Annotated in this window: 15 protein-coding genes and 1 tRNA gene; 9 read left to right on the top strand and 7 right to left on the bottom strand. The window is 61.0% G+C overall.

All coding sequences use genetic code 11. The features are described 5' to 3' along the window. Nucleotides 1–117 precede the first annotated feature (117 nt). The 4 genes from NAP1_RS02390 to NAP1_RS02375 are packed head-to-tail and all read right to left on the bottom strand — an operon-like array spanning nucleotide 118 to nucleotide 4,376. Nucleotides 118–1,164, bottom strand: a complete 1,047-nt coding sequence (locus NAP1_RS02390; RefSeq protein WP_007163621.1) for a glycosyltransferase family 4 protein — start codon at nucleotides 1,162–1,164, stop codon at nucleotides 118–120. Then, the gene (locus NAP1_RS02385) at nucleotides 1,161–2,147 is read right to left on the bottom strand and encodes a glycosyltransferase family 2 protein (protein WP_007163620.1); all 987 of its coding nucleotides are present in this window, start codon (nucleotides 2,145–2,147) and stop codon (nucleotides 1,161–1,163) included. Before NAP1_RS02385 ends, NAP1_RS02390 begins: the two co-directional genes overlap by 4 nt. Nucleotides 2,148–2,172: 25 nt before the next feature. Beyond that, nucleotides 2,173–3,102, bottom strand: coding sequence for a glycosyltransferase family A protein (locus NAP1_RS02380; RefSeq protein ID WP_040464657.1), 930 nt, complete (start codon nucleotides 3,100–3,102; stop codon nucleotides 2,173–2,175). Beyond that, a complete protein-coding gene (locus NAP1_RS02375; protein WP_156777174.1) occupies nucleotides 3,102–4,376 on the bottom strand; it encodes an oligosaccharide flippase family protein in 1,275 nt (424 codons plus the stop codon). The genes NAP1_RS02380 and NAP1_RS02375 overlap by 1 nt, the downstream gene beginning before the upstream one ends. Nucleotides 4,377–4,658: 282 nt before the next feature. Here NAP1_RS02375 and NAP1_RS02370 point away from each other — a divergent pair, with 282 nt between their 5' ends. Continuing rightward, nucleotides 4,659–6,086, top strand: a complete 1,428-nt coding sequence (locus NAP1_RS02370) for a WecB/TagA/CpsF family glycosyltransferase (protein WP_007163617.1) — start codon at nucleotides 4,659–4,661, stop codon at nucleotides 6,084–6,086. On the opposite strand, the gene NAP1_RS02365 is transcribed toward NAP1_RS02370, so the two are convergent. Together NAP1_RS02365 and NAP1_RS02360 are read right to left on the bottom strand one after the other, a co-directional pair. Beyond that, complete coding sequence (locus NAP1_RS02365; protein ID WP_007163616.1) at nucleotides 6,083–7,738, bottom strand: response regulator; 1,656 nt, start codon at nucleotides 7,736–7,738, stop codon at nucleotides 6,083–6,085. The genes NAP1_RS02370 and NAP1_RS02365 overlap by 4 nt on opposite strands. Beyond that, nucleotides 7,725–10,478: a HAMP domain-containing sensor histidine kinase gene (locus tag NAP1_RS02360; RefSeq protein WP_007163615.1), complete on the bottom strand. Its 2,754-nt coding sequence runs from the start codon at nucleotides 10,476–10,478 to the stop codon at nucleotides 7,725–7,727. The genes NAP1_RS02365 and NAP1_RS02360 overlap by 14 nt, the downstream gene beginning before the upstream one ends. A gap of 365 nt (nucleotides 10,479–10,843) precedes the next feature. Here NAP1_RS02360 and NAP1_RS02355 point away from each other — a divergent pair. Beyond that, nucleotides 10,844–10,920: transfer RNA gene (locus NAP1_RS02355), tRNA-Pro, on the top strand. Between the two features lie 153 nt (nucleotides 10,921–11,073). On the opposite strand, the gene NAP1_RS02350 is transcribed toward NAP1_RS02355, so the two are convergent. Next, the gene (locus tag NAP1_RS02350) at nucleotides 11,074–13,617 is read right to left on the bottom strand and encodes a TonB-dependent receptor (RefSeq protein WP_007163614.1); all 2,544 of its coding nucleotides are present in this window, start codon (nucleotides 13,615–13,617) and stop codon (nucleotides 11,074–11,076) included. A gap of 179 nt (nucleotides 13,618–13,796) precedes the next feature. Here NAP1_RS02350 and NAP1_RS02345 point away from each other — a divergent pair, with 179 nt between their 5' ends. The 7 genes from NAP1_RS02345 (at nucleotide 13,797) to NAP1_RS02315 (ending at nucleotide 22,752) form a co-directional block, all read left to right on the top strand. Further along, complete coding sequence (locus NAP1_RS02345) at nucleotides 13,797–14,465, top strand: GntR family transcriptional regulator (protein WP_007163613.1); 669 nt, start codon at nucleotides 13,797–13,799, stop codon at nucleotides 14,463–14,465. 5 nt (nucleotides 14,466–14,470) lie between these two features. Then, nucleotides 14,471–15,400, top strand: a complete 930-nt coding sequence (locus tag NAP1_RS02340) for a hydroxymethylglutaryl-CoA lyase (protein ID WP_007163612.1) — start codon at nucleotides 14,471–14,473, stop codon at nucleotides 15,398–15,400. A gap of 54 nt (nucleotides 15,401–15,454) precedes the next feature. Further along, the gene (locus tag NAP1_RS02335; protein ID WP_007163611.1) at nucleotides 15,455–17,512 is read left to right on the top strand and encodes a hydantoinase/oxoprolinase family protein; all 2,058 of its coding nucleotides are present in this window, start codon (nucleotides 15,455–15,457) and stop codon (nucleotides 17,510–17,512) included. Between the two features lie 3 nt (nucleotides 17,513–17,515). After that, a complete protein-coding gene (locus tag NAP1_RS02330; protein WP_007163610.1) occupies nucleotides 17,516–19,411 on the top strand; it encodes a hydantoinase B/oxoprolinase family protein in 1,896 nt (631 codons plus the stop codon). Continuing rightward, complete coding sequence (locus NAP1_RS02325; RefSeq protein ID WP_241761166.1) at nucleotides 19,375–20,592, top strand: CaiB/BaiF CoA-transferase family protein; 1,218 nt, start codon at nucleotides 19,375–19,377, stop codon at nucleotides 20,590–20,592. Before NAP1_RS02330 ends, NAP1_RS02325 begins: the two co-directional genes overlap by 37 nt. Before the next feature lies 1 nt (nucleotide 20,593). Beyond that, the gene (locus NAP1_RS02320) at nucleotides 20,594–21,220 is read left to right on the top strand and encodes an isochorismatase family protein (RefSeq protein ID WP_007163608.1); all 627 of its coding nucleotides are present in this window, start codon (nucleotides 20,594–20,596) and stop codon (nucleotides 21,218–21,220) included. Between the two features lie 92 nt (nucleotides 21,221–21,312). Beyond that, nucleotides 21,313–22,752, top strand: coding sequence for a DUF1800 family protein (locus tag NAP1_RS02315; RefSeq protein ID WP_007163607.1), 1,440 nt, complete (start codon nucleotides 21,313–21,315; stop codon nucleotides 22,750–22,752). The last annotated feature ends 5 nt before the right edge of the window (nucleotides 22,753–22,757 follow it).

Below are 22,757 nucleotides of genomic sequence, written 5' to 3'. Positions count from 1 at the left end.
GTGACTGTGTAGTCGGAACTGTTGTCGTTCTTCTTAAGTGACGGGGCTACCGATCCGCCGGGTCGCATATGCGGTTCGGCAGCCCCTCACGATGCTCTTCGTGGCGCGTCGCGCCGGTCAGACCATCGCTCTGCCCAAAGCCCGTTGAGGACCTTGGGAAGTGGTTGTCTGCGTCGCCCAACGGGTGCTGCAGATGAGGTGGGTCCATTGGCGAAGGATCTGTTCGTGCTGGCCCTGAACATTGCGGCGCCCAGCCACCCCGAGCTTTGGAAGGTCGGCACCGATAGCCCAACGGATCGAGTTGGCGATGTCCTCTGCCGTGCGCATAGGTGCGATACGCCCGCCGATCTGAGCCTGTTCGGGCAGGCCGTCGACATCAGCCACGATCAAGGCGCGCGCAGCCATGCGTGCCTCTGTCGCGACAAGGCCAAAAGCCTCGTAGTGAGAAGGCACAATCACCGCGTCACATAATTCGAGAAAGCTCGCCGGATCATCCACCGGCCCGAACACATCAACATTCGGCAGGTCAGCCGCAAGAGCCTGAAGCAGGCCGCGCTGCGGGCCATCGCCAAAAAGGGTCAAGCAAACTTCGCCGGGCGAGAAGTAGCGCATGGCGCTGATCAAGGAGGCGAAGTTCTTGACCTCTGCGAAGCGACCATAGGCAAGCAGCTGAACCGGTTGGGCGTCAGCCTGCCGTGCGGGAGGAATGACGAAAAGGCTCTCCCTGTCGGTCCAGGGATAGATAACGCGGAGCTTTGTTGGCGAGACACCGACCTCTCCAGCCATCCAGTCGCGCTGGGCCTCCGACACGCAGATGACATCATCGAAAAAAAGCGCACAAAGCTGGATCATCGTTCTGAAACGACCTTTCGAAGTCACCGTGTTGGCTTCGAACCCTCGCGTGTAACTGTGCTCCACATGCACGATCCTTGCGCCCGGATTGCGGGCGCGAAGGCTTACGAGGAACGGCAGGCGCGCCCAGGAAAAGGACATGTGATCCACGATCAGATCGGCATCGAGCTTCGGTGCGACTTTGGCGCTCGGCTTCATAGGCACGACGTTTGATTGCGCAAGCCGCTTGAGTGTCGGCTGATCGAACAAAGTCAGGGCGCGGGTCACGCCGCCCATGCCGAAATCGTCGAGGAGATGAGCGATCGAGATCATGCCGCATTCCTCAGGAACGGCCGCATGATCCCGGTGAAGCGGTCAGCGCCAAGGATTGTGCCGGCAGCGATAGCGCCCGCCGTGATGACGGTCTTGCGCGGTTCTTCGGCAAGGATGCGCGGCTGGAGGCCCACCGCTTTGCTCATGAGATCGCGGGCAAGTTCGAAGTTGCCCAGCTGAACCGAACGACGAGCGAGGTAACGCAGCTGATAGGCGCGCGCTGTGTCGCCATGCTGTTCTACGAATTCGGGCGCATAGCCGCGCAGCTTGCGCAGCATCTTGGTCCAGCTCAGATATTGCTTCACCACGTTGGCCGAAAGCGCGCCTGGGATGATGCGATAATCGGTCAGCAATCCGTCGATCCCTGCGAAAACCACCTCGTGCTTCACCGCAAGGCGGATCCACATTTCGATGTCCTCGGATTGACGAAAACTCTCGTCAAACCAGCAGGTACGGCTCGGTTCTTCGGGATGGGGAAATACCGCAAGATCGAGAGCAGACCGGCGCAGAACAGGCGCACTGCCATTGCCGACTGGGTTCCGGCAAATGATGTCCTTGGCCGTAACTCGCCCGGTCTTCGGGCGCATGGCAACGCGCAGGACATTGCCGTTCTGGTCGATCATTCGCGAACCGGCATAGCTCACTCCAACTTCGCGATTGGCCATCAGGTGGATGTAGTGGAGCGCCAGTTTCTCGGGATGCCAGACATCGTCGCTGTCGAGGAGCGCGACAAACTCGCCGCGCGCATTCGCAATGCCGGTGTTGCGCGCGCCAGCAAGGCCGCGATTGGCCTGGCACACGATGCGGATGCGTGGATCTGAGAAACCGCGCACGATGTCCATCGAGGCGTCGGTTCCGCCATCATCAACGCAGATAAGCTCGAAATCGGCAAAGGTTTGGTCGAGGACGGACCGCACCGCCTCGCCGACGAATTTCTCGACATGGTAGATCGGCATGACGACGGAGATTTTGGGAAGGGTCATTGTAAGGTCTCCTTGGAAAACGAATTCAGGCGAAAACCGCGCGGCGCAGCGGGGCGGGCAAGGTGCCGCCGGCGAGAACGCCGCCAAGGGTAAGAAGACTGCGAGCGCCGCCCGCCATGAATGTGCCGCGATCCGCGCTTATCCCGCGCCGGGCGAGCGAGCGAGTAATTCGCATTGACGCCCCGGCCCGGAGCGCCCGGCGCGTGAGGTAACGACAGTAGATTGCTTCGGCCTGCGCTAGTTCCGATCCTTCGATCCAGCATGAGGCGAACCGCCGCCAGTTCGAGAGCATCGCTTCGAAATCGCAGGAAAGTCCGTCCTCGCTCATCCGGTATCGGACGAGCGGCTCAGGGATGCCCCGGATAAGGCAACCATGCGCGAGAAGGCGTGCGAGAAATTCCTGATCCTCTGCATAGCGCATCGTCTGGTCGAAGCCGCCAAGGTCGGCAAAAGCGTCGCGCTTGATGACGAGGTTCGAGGTCGTGCAGACCGCATTCTCGACAAGCACATCGCCCAGATCGAGATAATCGGCTGGGATGCTCGAGCGCACCCTGCCCCGCTTCAGCTTGCCCTTGCGCTCAGGCGCGAACTCAACCTGCGCGAAGCTCGCATCAAGCAGCGGATCGCAGCGGTGCATTTCGCGGTGACGGGCGAGCTTTTCGCGGTCCCACTGATCATCGGCATCAAGGAAGGCAATGAGTTCACCCTTGGCCAGCGAAGCGCCGTAATTGCGAGTGGCCGAGACGCCCGAGTTGGGTTGCGACACGATCCGGATACGCTCATCCTTGACCGCAAGATCAAGCATCGCGTTGAGCGTGCCATCGCTCGACCCATCGTCGACAACCACAATCTCGAAATCCTGATCGGTCTGGGCAAGGACGCTGACGACCGTCGAGCGCAAGGTCGCTCCGGCGTTGTATGCGGGAATAACAACAGAAAACTTGGGAGCAGACATCATTGGTCTCCATTGAGAGGGATGAGTTTGTTGAGGCGAAGGCCGGCGAATTGAAAGAAAGCGGCGGGCAGGAGGACGAAAGCGAGGCCTGCGACAAAACCGACGCATGCAGCAGTCAGGCCCGCCTGAGCTCCCAGGCACAGTCCGCTCAGTGCGAAAAGGGTCGCAATCGCCATCAGGCCGGTTTCGGCCATCGGCTTGCCCATCGCCCGCAGACGAGCACCGATCAGCGATGCGATGAAGAGTGGGATCGCCGCGCAAGCGAGAAGCGAAAGGTATGGCGTTGCCGCGATCCAGTTCTCGCCGAACACGACAGGCACATAGAATGGAGCGAGCAAGGCCTGAGCTGCGACCAGCGGAATGACTACCGATAGGCCCATGGCAAAGGCGCGCTTGAATTCGTCTTCGAACTTGGCGCCACTTAGCTTTGCGAGATGCGGAAACAGGACGAGGTTGCAGGCCGTCACCAGCGATTGCGTGATGCCCAAGCCTGCGTTGAAGGCGAAGAAGTAAAGCCCCAACGCCTCCGTCCCGAGAAGCGCGCCGACAAGCAGCTTGTCGCAATGCAGACGCGCTGCAGTGAGCATCTCAGAACCCAGGATTGCAGGACCGAAAGCTGCAAACTCGCTGGCTGGCGCAGCAGCGACATCACGATTTGGCGTCCACTGGAAAGTGCGGCGAGCAAGCATAAGCCAGATCGGCGCGGTCAGCAGCTTGGGCAGCACTATCGCCCAAGCGCTAGGCCACGCCAGAACGAGTAGGACCGTGACTGCGCTGTCGGCAATGTTCTGGGTTGCGGCGACGCGTGCCGTCGCTCCCATGCGCTGTGCACGCATGGCCAGGAATATCTGGACGAGGCCGGCTGGCATGAAGAGATAGACGCCCGACAGGACGGCAAGCATCGCCGCCGCTTCGCCAAGGCCAAACCCGAGGCCAAGCGTGGCCGCGAGAACGAGCTGGAGTGATGAGACACCGAGGCAAACCATCCAGAACAGGCGATGAGCGGCGTTGCAGATCGCATCGAGTTCATCCTCGCGCGCGGTTATGATGCGCTGACCGATCCCGACATTGGCCAGCACTCGCACAAGCTCGAAAAGGCTCAGCGCAAGCGCCGCAGTTCCGAGCATCTCCGGTGAAACCTGACGAGCAACGACGAGGATTGCACCGAGCCGCACGATCCGCGTGATCGCTTCGGCCGAGCCATAGGCCATCATCCCGCGGGCAAATGCGGGCCACGCGTCTGGCTTCATCAATGTCCGAATAGCGTGCTGCATTCTTTCCTCGCGTTGGGTTCGGGGAAATGAATTCAACAACCATGCCAATTGCGGAAATGGCGGATTTCCGGGCTTTTTCAGCCTGGTGACCGCGCTGTTTCGCAGATGGCGCATCGATTCTCGCAATTTGCGAAGTTCAAGTGATCCAAAATGCGAAATTCGGCAGTTGAGACCGTGCCGCCAGTTCGGCCAATTATTATTTTGCTCGCAAAATCAGTGCTTTCTGAGTTTGGCACAGCCCTTGCCAATTACCGGACGAGATCAATTCAAGGAGCTTGTCCGATGAAATACACCCCTACCAGCGAGTTTCGCTTCATCCCCGGCGCAGAGCTTTCAGACCGGATCGAGGCGGGCCGAGAATGGCCAGTCAGCCACCTCTTCGGTCTGCAGCTTGCACAGGCAGGCCGCAGCGAAATGGCACAGCACATCCTTGCCCGCGTCGGCGCACGCAAGAGCTCGACGATTAACTTCGTCAACGCGCATTGCGTGAACCTCGCGCATGAAGATACCGCTTATCGCGAGGCGCTGAACACCAGTGACCTGCTCTTGCCCGACGGCGTCGGTATGGAGATCGCTGCCAAGATGAGCGGGACAAAGCTCGGGCAGAATCTCAACGGAACGGATCTCTTTCCTGAGCTATGCCGAGAGGCCGAGGAAGAGGGCACCGGCCTATTCCTCCTGGGCGGCCTGGCGGGCGTTGCCGACCGTGCAGCAGACTGGGCCACCCATAATTTCCCCGCCTTGCGCATCGCAGGAACCCAATCCGGGTATTTCGATCCTCGCGACGAAGACGCCCTCATTGAGCGCATCAACCGTTCGCACGCGGGCATTGTTCTCGTCGGCTTTGGAGTTCCGCTTCAGGAGAAGTGGATCGCCCGCAACCGCCACCGCCTCAACGCTCCGGTAGTCATGGGCGTGGGCGGCCTGTTTGATTACTATTCGGGGCGCATCCCCAGGGCGCCCCAGCTTGTGCGAGCCTGCAAAAGCGAGTGGATGTGGCGCCTAGCCATGGAGCCGCGCCGGATGGCGGGGCGATACATTGTCGGCAACGCAGTGTTCCTTGCCCGCGCAGCCATGGAAGGCGCTGCATCGCGCGGCGTGTTCGACCAGTTCAACACAATCGGCAAGCGCGCTTTGGACGTCGTCGGAGCCAGCATTGCGATCCTCGCCCTGCTGCCAATCTTCATTGCCACTGCGCTTTCGATCCGTCTGGAGGACGAAGGGCCTGTGCTGTTTCGCCAGACCCGCATCGGCGCGGACGGCACTCCTTTCAGCATGATCAAGTTCCGATCGATGTACACCGATGCCGAGGAGCGCCGCAAAGCCCTGCTCTCGCAGTCCGAGCGCGACGGAACCTGCTTCAAGATGCGCAACGATCCGCGCATCACTCACACGGGCCGCTTCATCCGCCGTTTCTCGATCGATGAGCTGCCGCAACTGTTCAACGTGCTGGGCGGCAGCATGTCCCTGGTCGGGCCGCGCCCTGCCCTTCCAAGCGAAGTCACGACCTATCGCGGCAACCATTGGCAACGCCTTGCTGGCAAGCCCGGTATCACCTGCACCTGGCAGGTTCGCGGCCGCGCCGAGATCCCGTTCAAGCGTCAGGCCATCATGGATCGCGCCTATCTCAAGCGCACCAATCTTTGGGTCGACATCAGGCTGCTGCTTTGCACTCCGAGAGCAGTCCTTGGCGGTCGTGGAGCGTATTAAATCTCGCTCACTAGCGCGCTGTAGAGATCGTCGAAAGCCAGAAGGCTCGCGGCGATCTCCTTGCGCAGGTTGGCGCTCGAATAGTCTTCGTCCTGCGCCAGCTTTTCACGATAGCGGCTCAGCTCCTCGACGATCCCGATTGCGCCGACATTGAGCGACACGCCCTTCAACGAGTGCGCAGCGCGCGACAATTCCTCAGCGTTGTCTGACTTGGCCGCGGTAAGGACCTGTTCGCCATATTCGCTGATGTCCTTTTTCGCCGCCTCGCGCATGCGGTCCCGGTAAGCTGCGGGCAAATCGAGGAACGCCCGTTGGAAAAGTTCATGATCGAAACGCGCGTTGAGAGGTTGCACCGCTTCGCGGCCCAGCATCGCGGTACGGATGGCCGTTTCAAGTTCCTCGCGCCTGACCGGTTTCGAAAGGCAGGCGGTCATGCCGGCTGAGAGAAGCCGTTCGCGTTCGGCCTGAAGACTGTGTGCAGTGACGCCGATAATCGGTGTTCGGGATGGAGCGCCGGGCATGTTGCGAATGGCCTGCGTGGCCTGCTCGCCATCCATGATCGGCATCATCACATCCATTAGCACGAGGTCGAATGTCGCGTTGCGCATCGCTTCGATCGCCTCGACACCATTGGTCACCACGGCGGTCTCGCATCCGATCGAACCGAGCAACCGTTCGATGACGTAGCGATTGCTCTCGGTATCTTCGGCCAAGAGGACGCGAGGCGCAGACTGCGTGCCGTCCAAGCCTGCTGGCTCCCCGACTTTGGCCGGTTCTCGCTGCGGCGTTTCCAAAGGTTCTGCCGTGTCGCTTTGGTCGATCATCTTGGCCGCGATCTCGACCAGCTGGTCTGCGGCCTCCCGAACGATCGCGAAGTCTTTCGACTGCCCCGTCGCGCTGTCAGCCAAAAGCTCCAGCCCGCCGTTCAGCGTATTAAGAGGCGTGCGGATGGCGTGCGCCATCTCTGACAGAAAGCGCGTGCGCGCGGCGAGCGCCTGCGCGGTTCTTTCCTGTTCCTCGGAAAGCTGCTGGCTGAGCGCGTTCAGTTCCTTGACGCGCCGTTCCGCTCGCAGCTGGAGGGCGCGCACCGCGCGTTCATTGGCGCGGCTCAAGGTTATGTCGCGCACGGTCCCATAGACCACCGAGGGCCGATCCTCATCCCCTGGATCACGCCGGATTGCCCAACTGAACCAATGGGTCGCACCCGTATCGTAGCGGATGATGCGATGCTCAAACCTGTGTTCGATACCCGGCTTCATTTTGGTAAAGAATGAGACGGCCTCGCGCATGATCCGGTCACGATCGAGTGGGTGGATGGCGGCAATAAGCTTGTCTACAGACCCTTCCTCGTTTTCCGGCAGGCCAAGCAGCACACCGCTGCCTTCGGATGCGGTAAAGGATTTGCCTTTCTCGCCATAAATGGTCGCCATCTGCGCAGTGGTCTGTGCGGCCAGCAATTTGCGGCTCTCGATATCGAGTTTCTTGGCAAGTTCGCTTTCGCGCCGGCTGAGGTCGGCGTTTGCACGGTCGAGCTCGCGCATCCTTCCTTCAAGCGCGATCTCCGCATCCTGCTGCGCGCGTTCGGCGCGCTCAAGCCGGATTTTCAGGATGCGAGCCTGTTCTTCGAATGGGAGGTCCTCAAGCCTGTTCATCGAGCGCCCTTTCGAGCAGGTCCGGCAGATCCTTGGCAAGATTGCCTGCCGAGGAACGGACGAGCTTTGCATCGTATTGCGAAAGTGCTGTCGCCGTCACTTCGCTGTCGCCAGCGACTATGATCTTGTGGCAAACCGAAAGCCACTCGTCCGGGATTGCAGAGAGGCTTTGCGGGTCAGTCAGGATCAGGATTTTGCCGACATCGCCAATTGGTGATTGAGCCTCACTCCCGGTTTGCGCAATCATCCAGCCCTTGCCGCTTGCGGTGGCCTCGGCCTGAATTTGCTCGGTCGCCTTCTCGAACGCGACATAAAGCGTGCCTCTGCCTTTGCCATCGACGGGCTCCTCAATAGCCTCCTCAACAGCACCTAGCGGAAGCCGGATCGTGAACTTCGCACCGCGCCCGGCCTCGCTCTCAACCGATATCTCGCCATTCATCGCTTCAATAATGTCTCGGGTGATCGACAAACCAAGACCCGTTCCTTGTGACTTGCCAAGAGAGTCTTCGCCGCTGGTGTCAAAGGGATCGAATACCTTCTCGATGCGCTTCTCATCGATCCCGACACCGGTATCCGACACTATGAACACCCAGTCCGTTTGAGAGGTTGCAGGAGGCTGCACTTCGATGTTCACGGACCCGGATTGGGTGAACTTGACCGAATTCGAAACAAGATTGGCCAGTACCTGCTGCACTCTTCCCGGATCGCCGACCGCTTCGCTTTCGTCCGAGGATATGAGCTCGATCCTTATCGCCTTCCTGCGCGCGAGCGGCCGGAACAGTTCGGCCACTCTCTGCGCGACCGCGCTTGGGCGGAACTTCTTGGCCTCGCGCTGCTCGGCTCCTTGCGACAAGCGCGCCTGCTGAAGGATCGCATCAAGCGTGTCGAGCAACGCCTCACAGGAATCCTCGATCAGGCTGAGGGCCCGCGTGCGTTCAGTCTCCGAACGCTCATTCTTGAGTTGCTCGATAATGCCGACAAGGCCGCCGAGCGGCGTCCTGATCTCATGCGACATGACCGCAAGGATATTTGTCCTTGCAGCCAGTTCGGCGCTCGCCTCATCTCTTGCAGCGATGATGGCCGCTTCTGCTTCCTTCTGGCCGGTCATGTCCCGTGCGACATAAGCAAAGCCCACAAGCACATCGTCCTGATCCATCATGGGCTCCAATGCCTCGAACGCCCAGAAAGTGCTCCCATCGCCGCGCGCGCGCTGCACTGCCTGAGAAACACGGCCAGTGTCGCTCACACGCTCCAACAGATCATGAGCCGCGGCCTCGTCCCCGCCCATGATCTGAGCGAGCGGCGCACGTTCCGCCCAATCGAACCCGTCCTTTGCCGCGCTGTTTGCGCGCACCACGTTCCCAACCGGATCGAGGAGGAGAATGGCATATTCCTCGATCGCATCGACCAACTGATCGAACGAGCGGGTAAGCCGCAATCGCTCTTGAGCGACACGTTTCTCGAGCGCGTCAAACGCTGTGTTAAGGCGAGCTAATTCGTCGCCCTCATGTGCGGAGAGCGACCCATCATCCTGCTGCATCGCTGCGATACCGTCGGCGCGGGCAGCAAGTCTTTCGACTGGGTTTGTGAGGATGCGGCGGATGAAGATGATGATAAAGATCGCGAACAGTGCCGTGCCAAGCAATCCCGTGATCAGGATCGGACGCGAGGCCGCAAATGCGTTTGACCGGATAGTCTCGCCGGGGATGAAGGAAATTACGAACCATTCGGGTTGCTCAAGCGAAGCGGCGTCGATGAAAAGGTCCGCACCTTCCAGATAGCCGCTGAAACCAAGGGCCCGGTTGTCACTCAGCGCTTCCCACAGGGCGCGCAATTGCGGATCGTCCGTCTGTGTGAGGTCGAGAAACTGACCGGTAAGAGCCGAGGATTGGACGGTGAAATCTGGGTGACGGATAAGCTTACCCTGCCGCGTGACGATTGCCCGCTTGATCCCGCCATTTGCGACCATCTCGTCTTCGGCGAAGATCTCGTCGAGCAACAGGCTTGATCCGAACGCACCAATCTGCCCCGATCCGGTTCTGACAGGCGTCATGCAACCGGTTGTCCAGGTCTGCTCCGTTTCGTCGTAGAGAATAGGGCGAAGGCTGGTGCATTGCATCTCGCCCTCGGGATTGAGCTGAGGCCGCACGATCTGCGAGAACTCTTCTTCCTGAAAATCCAGATCAGCCGGAGCATCGCGCCGATAGAACGCCAATTGATCCGAGCGCGTCGGCGCGAACATGATCAGGTCATTATCGGGCGAGAAAAAGTAGATATTGCTGACGTTGACCGGCAGCCCATCGACAAAGTTTGCAAGGGAAGCAAAAGCTGCGGAAAGCACACGGCGGCGCTCTGGCTCCAGTGTTTCGTCGGAGATGAACGCTCCGAAGCCACGCACACTACCGATAGCGAGACGCTGACCGTCCCACAGGCTGTCAGCGCTGCGACGCGTCCCGTCACCGGCAGCCGGGAAGTATTGATCGAAAGCCACGGACGGAGCGGCTTCGCTTTCGAGCAAGCTAAGTGTCCGTTGGCGAGCGCTTTTGTGCGCGCGTTCGATCGCGTCGAAACGCAATTGAAGCGATTGCTGCGCCAGTATCCGGTCCTGCGCGAGCGCCTGCCGCGAAGACGCGACCTCGCTTGTGCGCGCCCCATCATAGGCGATCCATGTGGAAATGCCGAAGAAACCGAGCGCAACCGGCAGCAGCACAGAAAAAGCGCGGGCGCTCAGACTTTTCATATGGGCGCAGCACTCCTCCTTCCGCCTTGCGAACCTTGCGATTGCACAGATTATGTTTCTGTTACGTTTTCCGAACGGTAGCAAGCGCTCGATCGAATAGCTGCACCACATCAAATGCAATTGTGCAGCCTTCGCGGCCAAGCTTATCCAATCATCAGCTTGACCTGCGAACGCCGCAAACGTAGATGCCGCCGGACTGTGGCACACCATTGTGGCGCAATCACCGCGGATAACCGGTCTAAGCTTTTGTTTTTATAGACATTAGGCGCTGACCAATTGGTTTTTTAGCGGGTCCACCAACCTCGAAGGGCGGTGAGGAAGTGTTGAGCATCGGGGACTACCCCTTGCTTGAACGATTGAAATGTCGGGGAGTGGCGCAGCCTGGTAGCGCACCTGTTTTGGGTACAGGGGGTCGCTGGTTCGAATCCAGTCTCCCCGACCATTTCAATCCTGGACCGGATCGGTCTTTTTGCACTCACAAACGAATAAGCCCGGACCACCACGTTGGGCGGCCCGGGCCGGTTTATCGTGACCCGCTCGGAGTGGGATCGTAACCGAGCGGGTCAGGATAGTGACTGTTGCGCTGGACGCTGGCTTAGAATTCGAAGCCAAGCTCCACGCCGAAGCGGCGCAGGCCGCCCGGCGAAAGGAATGACCCGCCGAACTCGATCGCCGGGATCACTTCGTTGAGATAGCGCTCGTCGGTGAGGTTTTCAGCAAAGGCGATGATCGAGATGTTGTCGATCTCCACCCCGACGCGCACATCGAGCACGCCGAAGCTGTCACGCTCGGTGATCGAATAGTCAGCGTCGCCTACGAAGGCTGGCAGTGCGAGCGCAGATCCCGGAAGCAGACCGCTGAACAAGGTCGGTGATGTATCATCCTGGACGGTATGAAACCACGTGGGGCCGGTGATGCGATAATCGGCGCGACCGACGAAGTTCACGGTGTTCGTAACCGGCAGATCGACCTGCGTGCCGATATTGATCGTATAGTCGGCGGTATAGGGCGATTGATTGCCGACCGTGACGGGGCGCGAGGCGTTTGCCTTGATCTCGCTCTCGGTCACGTTGGCCGAGCCATAAATGCTCCAGCCATCGAGCAGTTCGGCGTTCAGATTGATTTCCGCGCCGTATATCTCGACCTCGTCGATGTTCGACACAACGCGCAAGAGACCGAACGGTCCGACGAAGAATTCAAAGAACTGCAGATCGTCGATGTCGGTGTAGTAGCCCGCAAGATCGAACGTCACTGCCCCATCGAGAAGCCCGCCCTTGATACCCGCTTCGAAGGCCGAGGAAGTTTCCTTGCGAAATTGGTCCTCGATCAGGACATTCGTGCCGATGAACTGGTTGAAGGTCTGGTCGACGATCGCGGCCGACCCCTGGTTGTTGAAGCCGCCCGACTTAAAGCCGATGCCCCAGTTGGCGTAGAGGTTGAGATCGGGCGTCACTTCGTAACGCAGCGAAATCTTCGGCTGGAACTGCCTGAAAGTCTCGGACTGGTCCGGGATCGGCTGTACGACACCGTTTACGACCTGCTGACCAGGATTGATGGGACCGCCTGTAAACGGGTCGAGCACGGCGGGGACAAGACTGCTGGTTGAACGGTCCTCGATGTCATAGCGGCCCGCGATACTGATATCGAAGCGGTCGCTGACTTCCCACTCGACCGACGCGAACGCGGCGTAGACATTGGTCGAGAAGTCATCGTTCAACAATTGCGAGGTCGGGTTGAACGAGCCTGCCGGATTGAACAATTCGCGCGATACGCCCTGCCCCAGATCGGCTGCGATGGCGACGCCAACCTCGCGGTCGATGGTGAGGAAATACGCTCCCACCTGCCACTCAACCGGACCGCCATTGTCGGAAGCCAAGCGGACTTCGGCGCTGAAATCGCTCTGATTGCGGATTTGCAGCTGCGTGCCGTCACAGGTCGTGGGGCTGTATGCGCCGAAAGTCGAACCATTCACCGGATCGAAGATGAACGGCACGGGCGTTGCGCCAATGAAGGTCGGCGGGTTGATGGGGAAGCCGGTGAGCTGCGCGGTGCTCGCGAAACAGGCGTTGGAGGCCGCAACCGAGTCCGGCGTCGCTCCTGGGAAGGTGAAGCGCGCAAAGTCAGCCGAGGTGCCGTCCGCGATCAGCAGCTGGTCAACATCGCTGTAGAGCGCCCATGCGGTAAGGACGAGGCCGCCAAAATCGTGCTCGACCTTGGCCGAAACCTCGAAGGTCTCCTGCTCGTTCACCGGGCGGATGTTGCCGAAGAAATCGAACGGGTGCTCGTTCACATCCTCGAAGAAGGTCGGGTCGACCGCCGCGAAATTTGGGAGGTGGAACGAGGCGTTGAAGTTGATCGAGGCCCCCTGAACATCGGCGTAGCGCGCCTTGACGTCGAGCTCGGTGTCAGGACCGATATCCGCGACGAAGCGGCCATCGATTGTGAAGGTTTCCTGGTTGTCGACAACGTCGTCGTTGAGGAAGCGATTGAAGAAGAACCCGTCGGTGTGGAAATAGCTGCCTGAAAGAACGATGCCTGCGCCTTCGCCAACCGGCGCCGCGATATAGCCGTTGGCGCGGTAAGTGTTGTCCTCGGCAAAGGAGACAAGCCCGCCTGCTTCGAGCCGGTCTGATGGCTTCAGTGTCTGGATGACAATTGCGCCAGCCGCTGCATTGCGCCCGTAGAGCGCGCCTTGCGGACCTTTCAAGATTTCGATCTGACGCAGCGTGCCCTGGTCCTGATTAAGCTGCGCGGTGTTGGTCTTGAGGATGCCGTCGACGACCAGAGCAACCGAGCTTTCCGCATCGCGCGCACCGTTGATGCCGCGAATGTTGATCTGCGTGTCGCCCGCTTCCGCGGTGCCGGTGACGATCGTGACGCCGGGAGTAAGCTGCGCAAAGTCATCAGCGTTCTCGATACCTGCGGCCTGGATCGCGTCTGCGGTGAAGACTGTGACAGCGGAGGGCACCTCGGCCAGCGTTTCAGACTGGCGCCGAGCGGTCACGATGATCGCGTTGTCGTCATCGCTCGCGGCGGCGGTAGCCGTTTGCGTGGCTGTCTGCTGGGCCATCGCTGGAGTGAGCGGAAGCACCGCGCCGATGGCGACACTGCCTGCAAGGATGGTCTTAAAATTGCGCATTATCAGTTCCCCAGAGCCGTGAATGGAAGGCACGCGGCTGGAGGTCAGGATCGCCCTTTCCCCAAACCGCGCAAATTCTCACCCGCGTCCAATCCGTCGATTGACCCCTCACCTCGAACCGGTTGCGTTGTTCGCTTCTTATTGTATACAATTTGTCCGAGTCAATAGCTGGGGCAATTGTGGCGAAGGCATCCGATCTTGCATACGAGACCATTCGAGCGATGGTGCTTTCGGGGGAACTTTCCCCCGGAGAGCAGCTGAGCGAGGAGACCTTGGCGGAGCGTTGCGGAGTGTCCCGAACACCGGTCCGTGACGCCTTGCGGCGACTCGAAGCTGAGCTGCTTGTTCGCAAGAATGAGTCTCAGCGCAGCTTCGTCGCGGACTGGTCAGTGGATGATGTCGCCGATGCATTCGAGCTTCGCGCGATGATGGAAGGACACGCTGCGAGGCGCGCTGCCGAACGCATGACGCCGCAGGTTCTGGACGATCTAAGGCAAATAAATACAAGGCTTTGCGCCGCGATTCAGAAGCGGCCCGATCCGGATATCGCGGGCTTCCTCGAATACAACAAGCAATTCCACGAGCTCATCCTCAAAGCAGCCGATTCGCGCAGGCTCACCACTTTGCTTAGCGCCTTGATCGAACAACCGGTCGTCTGGCGCACGGCGCAGCATTATGGCGCAGAGGCGTTCAACCGGTCGCATAACGAGCATGACGACCTGCTCTCTGCATTTGCGCGCAAGGATGGCCCCTGGGCCGAGGCGATCATGGCCGGGCATATCCGCCGCGCCTTCCACGTATACGCCGATGCGCATCGCGGCCTCGCCAGCGTTGAAAGTGCAGCGTGACACAAATGTATACAGAAACGTCCGATCATTCCGCACCCGCAATCGAATTGGTCGAGGTAGGCCCGCGAGACGGGTTGCAGAACGAGCCCGAAACGGTACCAACAGCCACCAAGCTTGACCTGATCAATGCCATGATCAACTACGGCGCGCGGCGGTTGGAGGTCGCTAGCTTCGTTCACCCCAATCGGGTCCCGCAAATGGCCGATGCCGAGGCCGTGATCGAAGCTCTGCCCGACCGCGGCGACGTCACTTTCATCGGTCTCACGCTCAACAAGCGCGGTATCATGCGCGGCCTTGCAACGCGCGAGGGCGGAAGGCGTGGGATAGATCAGGCGGGCTGCGTAATCGTGGCGAGCGATACGTTTGGCATAAAGAACCAGGGCCAGACCATCGACGAAGGGATCGCAGAAAACCGCGACATGATCCGCTTCGCCAAGGCCGAGGGCCTGCGCGCACAGGTAACGATCAGCGCCGCTTTCGGATGCCCGTTCGAAGGCGAAGTCAAATCCGAAACCGTGCTCCGGATCGCCGAGGAACTGGCAAGGGAAGGCCCGGAGGAGATCGCGCTTGCCGATACGATTGGTGTCGGCGTTCCATCGCAGGTCACAGACCTGTTCGGACAGCTTGGAGAACTTCTCGGCGGCAAGATCCCGATGCGCTGTCATTTCCACAACACGCGCGGGACCGGCATCGCCAATGCCTGGGCGGCTTACGAAGCTGGCGTACGCACATTCGATGCATCGCTAGGCGGGCTTGGCGGCTGTCCCTTCGCGCCCAACGCCACGGGTAACATCGCGACCGAGGACCTCATCTACCTGATGCAGCAGTCGGGCGTTGCCACGGGCATCGACCTCGATGCCGCCATCGCCGCTAATCGCAGTTTCAGCGCGGTCCTTGGCCGCTCTCTCCCCTCGCTCGTTGCAAAGGCTGCCTGAGACGAGGGCAAGCACCACTCACACCCTCTCCATCAGATCCCACCCGGAGAATATATGACTTACAGATTGGGCGTTGATGTCGGCGGCACGTTCACCGACCTCCTGCTGTTTGATGAGGCCAATGGCCGTTTCTGGCGGCACAAGACCCCTTCGACCCCGCATGACAGCTCCGAAGGAATCCTCAACGGGGTGAAGGCCATCACCGAAGAAGCGGGCGTCGCCGCGAGCGAAATCAGCTATTTCCTTCACGGCACGACCGTGGCGACCAACGCGGTGCTCGAAGGAAAGGGCGCGAAGGTCGGGCTCGTCACCACCGAAGGCTACCGCGACATCATGCAGATCGCGCGAAGCTTTGTTCCCGGCGGGCTGGCGGCGTGGATCGTGTGGCCCAAGCCCCAGCCGCTTGCACATCTCGAAGACACGGTCGAAGTTCCAGGGCGCATGGGAGCGGACGGCGATGAAGTTCGCCCGCTCGACGAAGACGCGGTTCGCGCCGCGCTGCGCAAGCTCAAGGATCAGGGGATCGAGGCGCTCACCGTCAGCCTCATCAACGCCTATGTGAACGGCGCGCATGAAAAGCGCATCGGCGAAATCGCAGCCGAAGAACTGCCCGATATTCCCGTCTCGCTCAGCCACGAAGTGCTGCCCGAAATGCAGGAATATGAGCGCACACTCTCCACCGTAGCCAACGCGGCGGTGCGTCCGGTGGTGAGCAAATATGTCTCGAACCTGCGGACCAAGCTGGAGGATGAAGGCGTCGAGGGGCGGTTGTCGCTGCTGCGCTCGGATGGCGGGCTCATGTCGAGCCACAAGGCTGAAGAGCATCCGGTGAACATCCTCATGTCCGGCCCTGCTGGCGGGGTGACGGGCGCGAAGTGGGTCGCGCAGAATGCGGGGCTCGAGAACATCCTGACCCTCGATGTCGGCGGCACTTCGACCGATGTTGCGCTGATCGAAGGGCTGGAGGCCCGCCGCGTGCGCACGACCGACGTCGGGCACTTGTCGGTGCGTGCATCGGCGCTCGATGTGAAGACCGTGGGCGCAGGGGGCGGTTCTATCGCTCACGTGCCTGAACTCACCGGAGCGCTGCGCGTTGGCCCGGAAAGCGCGGGCGCGGTCCCCGGTCCGGTTGCCTACAACAAGGGCGGAGAGCTTCCGACCGTGACCGACGCCAATGTCGTGCTCGGCTATCTTCCCGAAGACCTGCTCGGCGGCAGTTTCAAGCTCGACCGTGAGGGCGCAAAGGCGGCGGTGCAGACGATTGCCGATGCGCTGGGCGTGAGCTTGATGGAAGCGGCGCGCGGGATCATCGACATTGTGAACGAGAACATGTTCGGCGCGCTGCGCATGATCAGCGTTCAGCAGGGCTACGATCCGCGCGAATTTGCGCTGATGGGCTTTGGCGGGGCTGGCCCGCTGCATGTGAACGCCGTGGCAAAGCTGATGGGAAGCTGGCCTGCGGTCTCTCCCGTCTCCCCCGGCGTGCTCTGCGCTCTGGGTGATGCGACGACCCAGATGCGGACCGAAACGGCGCGCAGTTTCTCAAAACTCGCGCGCGAAACGTCTGTCGCCGACCTGGTCGCCGTTCTGGACGAGATGGCCGAGCAGACGCGCGGTGAATTGCTCGCCGATGGCGTGCCCGAAGAACAGATCACCACCCAGTTCGAGGTCGATGTGCGCTATGCAGGGCAAGCCTTTGAAGTGCCGCTGACCATCGACAAAATGGTGCTCGATGCTGACGGGATCGAGGGTATCCTTGCGCGCTTTGATGAGGAGCACTTGCGGCTCTTCACCTTCAACATGGATACCCCGCACGAGATCGTGAACCTTCGCGCCGTTGCATTGGGAGAGGCCCCCGCCCTTCCAGCCAACGAACTCGACAAAGGCGATGGCGATCCGAGCGCCGCAAAAATCCGCGACCACACGGTCTGGATGGACGGACGCCAGCAGCCAGCCGTCATCTACGACCGCGCTAAGCTGAGGCAAGGAGACCGCATCCCCGGCCCTGCCATCATAACCGAGATGGATTCGACCACCCTCGTCGAAAGCGGCTGCAAAGCGACGATCGACGCGGTCGGCAACATCCTCATCAACCCCGATCAGGAGGGCTGAGCCATGCCCGCGACTATTATCGAGACCAACGACAAGCCGTTCGAGCGCGTCGAAATCGACCCGGTCACGCTCGACATCATCGAAAACGCGCTTCGAAACGCGCGGATCGAGATGGATGCAACTCTGGTGCGCACCGCGATGAGCCCCGGCATCCGCGAACAGGGCGACAGTTTCCCACTGATCGCCGACCCTTCGGGCAAGATGATCGTTGGCCAGTTCGGCAGTTTCATCGACGGCTTCCTGCGCGGGTTCGACGGGACACTGGAAGATGGCGACATGATCTTCCTCTCCGATCCCTATTCCTGCGAAGGCGCGATCAGCCACTCCAACGACTGGCTCATCCTGCTGCCCGTGTTCAAGGATGGACGCCTCATCGCCTACACCGCGATGTTCGGCCACCAGTCGGATATCGGGGGGATGGTCCCCGGCTCCATGCCGATCGGGGCGTCCTCCATCTTCGAAGAGGGCGTGCGCATCCCGCCGGTCAAGATCTGGCGAAAAGGCGAATATAACGACGACCTGATGAAGCTCGTCATGCACCAAACCCGCAAGCCCGACTGGTGCCAGGCCGACCTAAACGCGCTCATCGCCAGTTGCCGCGTTGCCGCCAACCGCGTGATCGAAATGGCAGGCCGCTTTGGCGACGATGTCTATTATTCGGCAACGCAGGAATTGCTCGACCGCAATCACCGCGCGATGAAAGCGCTGATCGGCATGGCGGTCGCCGAGGAACCGGTGAGCTTCGAGGATTACATCTGCGACGATGGCAAGGGCTTCGGGCCCTACAAGATCAAATGCACGATGCGGCGCGAGGGCGACAAGGTCATCCTCGACTTCGACGGAACCGACCCGCAGTCTGCCGCATCGATCAATTTCTACCTCAACGAGAACATGTTCAAGATGTTCTTCGGAATCTACATGATCATGGTCTTCGACCCTCAGATCATGTTCAACGATGGGTTCTACGACCTCATCGAAGTGCGCATCCCCGAAGGCTCGCTCCTCAAACCCAAGTTCCCGGCAGCCCTGTCGGGTCGCACCCACGCGCTAGGCCGCATCTTCGATATTCTTGGAGGACTATTGGGCCAGAAGACGCCCGAATTCCTCAATGCGGCGGGTTTCAGCTCCTCTCCCCACCTGTTCTATTCAGGCTGGGACGAAAGGGGCGGAAAAGAGCGCGAATGGTACCAATTGTTCCAGATCGGCTTTGGCGGCATTCCCGGTCGCCCGCTTGGCGATGGCCCGGACGGCCACTCGCTCTGGCCGGGCTTTACCAACGTGCCCAACGAGTTTCTGGAACGCTATTTCCCGCTGCGGATCGAGCGCTACTCGACCGAGCCGGACAGCGGCGGTGCAGGGCTTCACCGCGGCGGGAACGGTATCCACATGACCTATCGCTTCCTCGCCGATGGCGCGATTGCGATCCACGATGATCGCTGGTTCGTGCCCCCGTGGGGCGTGAATGGCGGGCATCCGGGAATGCGCGCGAGGAAAGTGCTCGAACGCGCTGACGGCACTAAAGAGATTGTCGGCAACAAGATCGAAGATGTCGAGGTGAAGGAAGGCGATCTGCTCCACTTCATCACCTGGGGCGGCGGCGGCTGGGGCGACCCGCTCGAGCGCGATCCGGAAATTGTCGGTCTCGAAATCCGGCAGGGTCTCGTGACGCCAGAGGGCGCGAAGCATTACGGTGTTGTCGCTAACGAAGCGGGCGTGATCGACACCGGCGCAACCGAGGCGCTGCGCGAGGAACTCAAGTCGACACGCGGCGACTTGCCGCTGTTCGATTACGGCCCCGGCATCGACACCCTGCGTGAAAATTGCCTCGAAGAGACCGGCCTTGAGCCGCCCAAGCAGCCCGAATGGCACGCCTCCGAAATGCGCGAGGCAGCGGAGTAATGGGCGCGCTAGGCGACATTCGCGTGATCGAGATGGGGCAGCTTCTCGCCGGCCCCTTCTGCGGTCAATTGCTCGGCGACATGGGCGCTGACGTCATCAAGCTCGAGCCTCCAGGAAAGGGCGACCCGATGCGCCTGTGGGGTCAGGGCGAAGAAAAGGTGCAATGGGAAGTCATCGCGCGCAACAAGCGATCGGTCACCTGCAATCTGCGCATTCCCGAAGGCCAGGCACTCGCCCGCAAACTGATCGCCAAGGCGGACGTGCTGGTCGAGAACTTCAAGCCCGGAACGCTCGAGAAATGGGGCCTCTCACCCGAGAGCCTGCTCGAAGAGAACCCCGGCCTCATCATCGCGCGCATGTCGGGATACGGTCAGGACGGCCCCTATTCGAACCGCGCCGGCTTCGGCGGCATTGGAGAAGCGATGGGCGGCTGGCGCTATATCGTGGGCGATCCGGACCGTCCGCCTGCGCGCATGGGCATCTCCATTGGCGACACGCTTTGTGCGACCTACGGCACGATGGGCGTGCTTGCCGCCTTGCATCACCGCGAGAAAACGGGTCAGGGTCAGGTGGTCGACACCGCCTTGTACGAAGCGGTCCTGCAGGTGATGGAGGGTCTCGTTCCCGAATACGATCACAACGGATTTATTCGTGAGCGTTCCGGCTCGATCCTGCCGGGCATTGCGCCATCCAATGTCTATCAGTGCAAGGACGGGCACTTTATGATCGGCGCGAACAAGGACGAGATCTTTGCGCGGCTGGCGCAGGCGATGGGACAGCCCGAGCTTGCCACCGACGAACGCTACGCAACCCACATCGCGCGCGGCAGGAACCAGACCGACCTCGACACGCTGGTCAACATGTGGACCAACACCTTGACCGTGGACGAGGTCGAGGCCGCGATGATTGAGCATTCGATCCCCGCAGGCCGCGTCTACCGCGCGCCCGACATGATCGCCGACCCGCATTTTCAGGCGCGCGAGGCCATCATCGAGGTCGAAACCGAAAAGCACGGCTCCCTCAAGATGCAGAACGCCTTTCCCAAGCTCTCCGCCACCCCATCGGGCGTACGCCGCCCCGCCCCATCGACGCCTGGCCAGCACAATGCGGAAGTGTTTGCAGAACTGCTCGGCATGGGCGCGGACGAGATGGCGCAGCTCACTCAAAGCGCGGCAATCTGAGATGACCGACTGGGACGGCGCCTTTGCGGGAAAGCTCACCCCAGGCAAGTCCCCGGCGCTCCTGCTGGTCGATCCGGTGCGCGCCTATGTCGAGCCCGCTTTCCCCCTCTTTCTCGAAAGCGGCAGTGCGGCGGTGTCGCATATGGCGCAGCTGGCTGACGAGTTTCGCAAGCGCCGCCTCCCCGTTATCTGGACCGGGGTTCGCTATTCCGAGGGCGGCGGCGATGGCGGGCACTTCTTTCGCAAGGTGCCCGCGCTCGAGATTTTCGTCGGCGACACCACCGCAGGCTCGTTCCCCGAACAGCTGACCCCGCACGGCGAAGAACCGGTGTTCTTCAAGCAGTACCCGTCCGCATTCTTCGGTACTGCGCTGGACGATTGGTTGCACGATCACGGCGTCGACACGCTCTATATCGGCGGTTTCTCGACCTCCGGCTGCGTCAGGGCGAGCGCCTTGGATGCGCTGCAATATGGCTTTGTGCCGATCACGATCTCCGATGCCTGTGCGGACCGCGACGACGAATTGCACGGCTCGAACCTGCGCGATCTGGGCGCGAAATATTCCGAGATCGTGCGCGCGAGCGATGTTCCCGCAATGCTCGACAGCGGCGAATTGCCTGCCAACTAGGCTCGTGGCGCCCCCGCGACAATTTGCGACGAGCAGCGACGTGACTTGAGCGCGGCTCTCAGGCACCTTCTCTTTTCGAGGAAAGGGAAGAGATGAGCACCGACATTTCCGCGCACATTGCCCTCAACCGCTTCGGCTACGGCATCCGCTCGGGCGACCGACCGCCTGACGATGCGCGGCGCTATCTGCTGCGCCAGATGGAGCGGTTCGACCCCAAGCCCGCAGCAATCGCCGCGCGCGAGGATGTGTCTGCGAAGCCGGGTGAAATCCTCGAAATGCTGCGACGGCTGCGGCGTGAACGCCAGCGCAGCGGCGGCGATACGGCGATGATGGACATGTCGATGGGGGACGAGGCGATCCCATCCGAAGTGCGCCAATCCTATATGAGCGCAGGCCGTTTCCTGCGCACCGATATCGCGCTGCGCACCAATGTCGCGATTGGAAGCGACACGCCCTTTGCCGAGCGGATGGTGCATTTCTGGGCCAACCATTTCAGCGTCAGCGCGCAGAAGCCCGGCACGCATTATCAGGTCGGCGCACACGAATTCGACGCGATCCGCCCGCATGTCTTCGGGCGCTTTTCCGACATGCTGAGGGCGGCGGTGCTGCACCCCGCGATGCTGCTCTACCTCGACCAGTTCCAGTCGGTCGGGCCGAGCTCACGCTTCATGCAGTTTCGCAGGCGCAGGCAGCAGGGCATTGGTGGCGGGCCGCAGGGGCTCAACGAGAACCTCGCGCGCGAGATATTCGAGCTGCACACTCTGGGCGTCGATGGCGGGTATTCGCAGGGCGACGTGACTGAGTTCGCCAAGGCGCTAACAGGTTGGACGGTATCCGGGATCGGCAGGATCGATCGGTTTGCAGAGGACAAACCCAACGGCGCTGCCTTTGTGGCTCCCGCGCATGAGCCGGGGGCGCGGCAGATCATGGGGCGGACCTATCGTGACAGCGGATCGGATCAGGCGCTCGACGTGATCGCCGACCTTGCGCGCCACCCATCGACCGCGCGGTTCATCGCGGCGAAGCTCGCGCGGCACTTCGCAGGCGATGAACCACCTGCAAGCCTTGTCGCAAAGCTGGAGAAGGACTTTCTCGCTACCGGAGGCGACCTTGCCAGCCTGACCCGCACCCTTGTCGAAGCTCCCGAAAGCTGGGTGGCTGGCCCGGTCAAGTACCGACAGCCGTTCGAATGGCTTGTCGCGAGCCTTCGCCTTTGCGGCGTCGATGACCTCGATTTCCGGCGCATCTCGGGCGCGCTCGACCAATTGGGACAATTGCCGTGGCGGGCGCCCTCGCCTGCTGGCTACGACGATCTCGAAGGCAGCTGGGCCGGGCCCGATGCGCTGTTCCGCCGCGTCGAACTGGCTGAGCGCCTCGCGCGCAACGTGCGCACCGACACAGTACTTGAGCATGCCGAGCGCGCCTTCCCCGGTGCGCTTTCAGACCACACCCGCACCTGGCTGGCGCGCGCGGAAAGCGGGCATCAGGCGCTCGGCCTGTTGCTGGTCTCACCTGAAATGATGCGGAGGTAAAAGAG

It is taken from the genome of Erythrobacter sp. NAP1, assembly GCF_000152865.1.
GTDB lineage: Bacteria > Pseudomonadota > Alphaproteobacteria > Sphingomonadales > Sphingomonadaceae > Erythrobacter.
The sequence above is the reverse complement of the archived record's forward strand: the minus strand, read 5'-3'. Positions and strand labels throughout refer to the sequence as shown.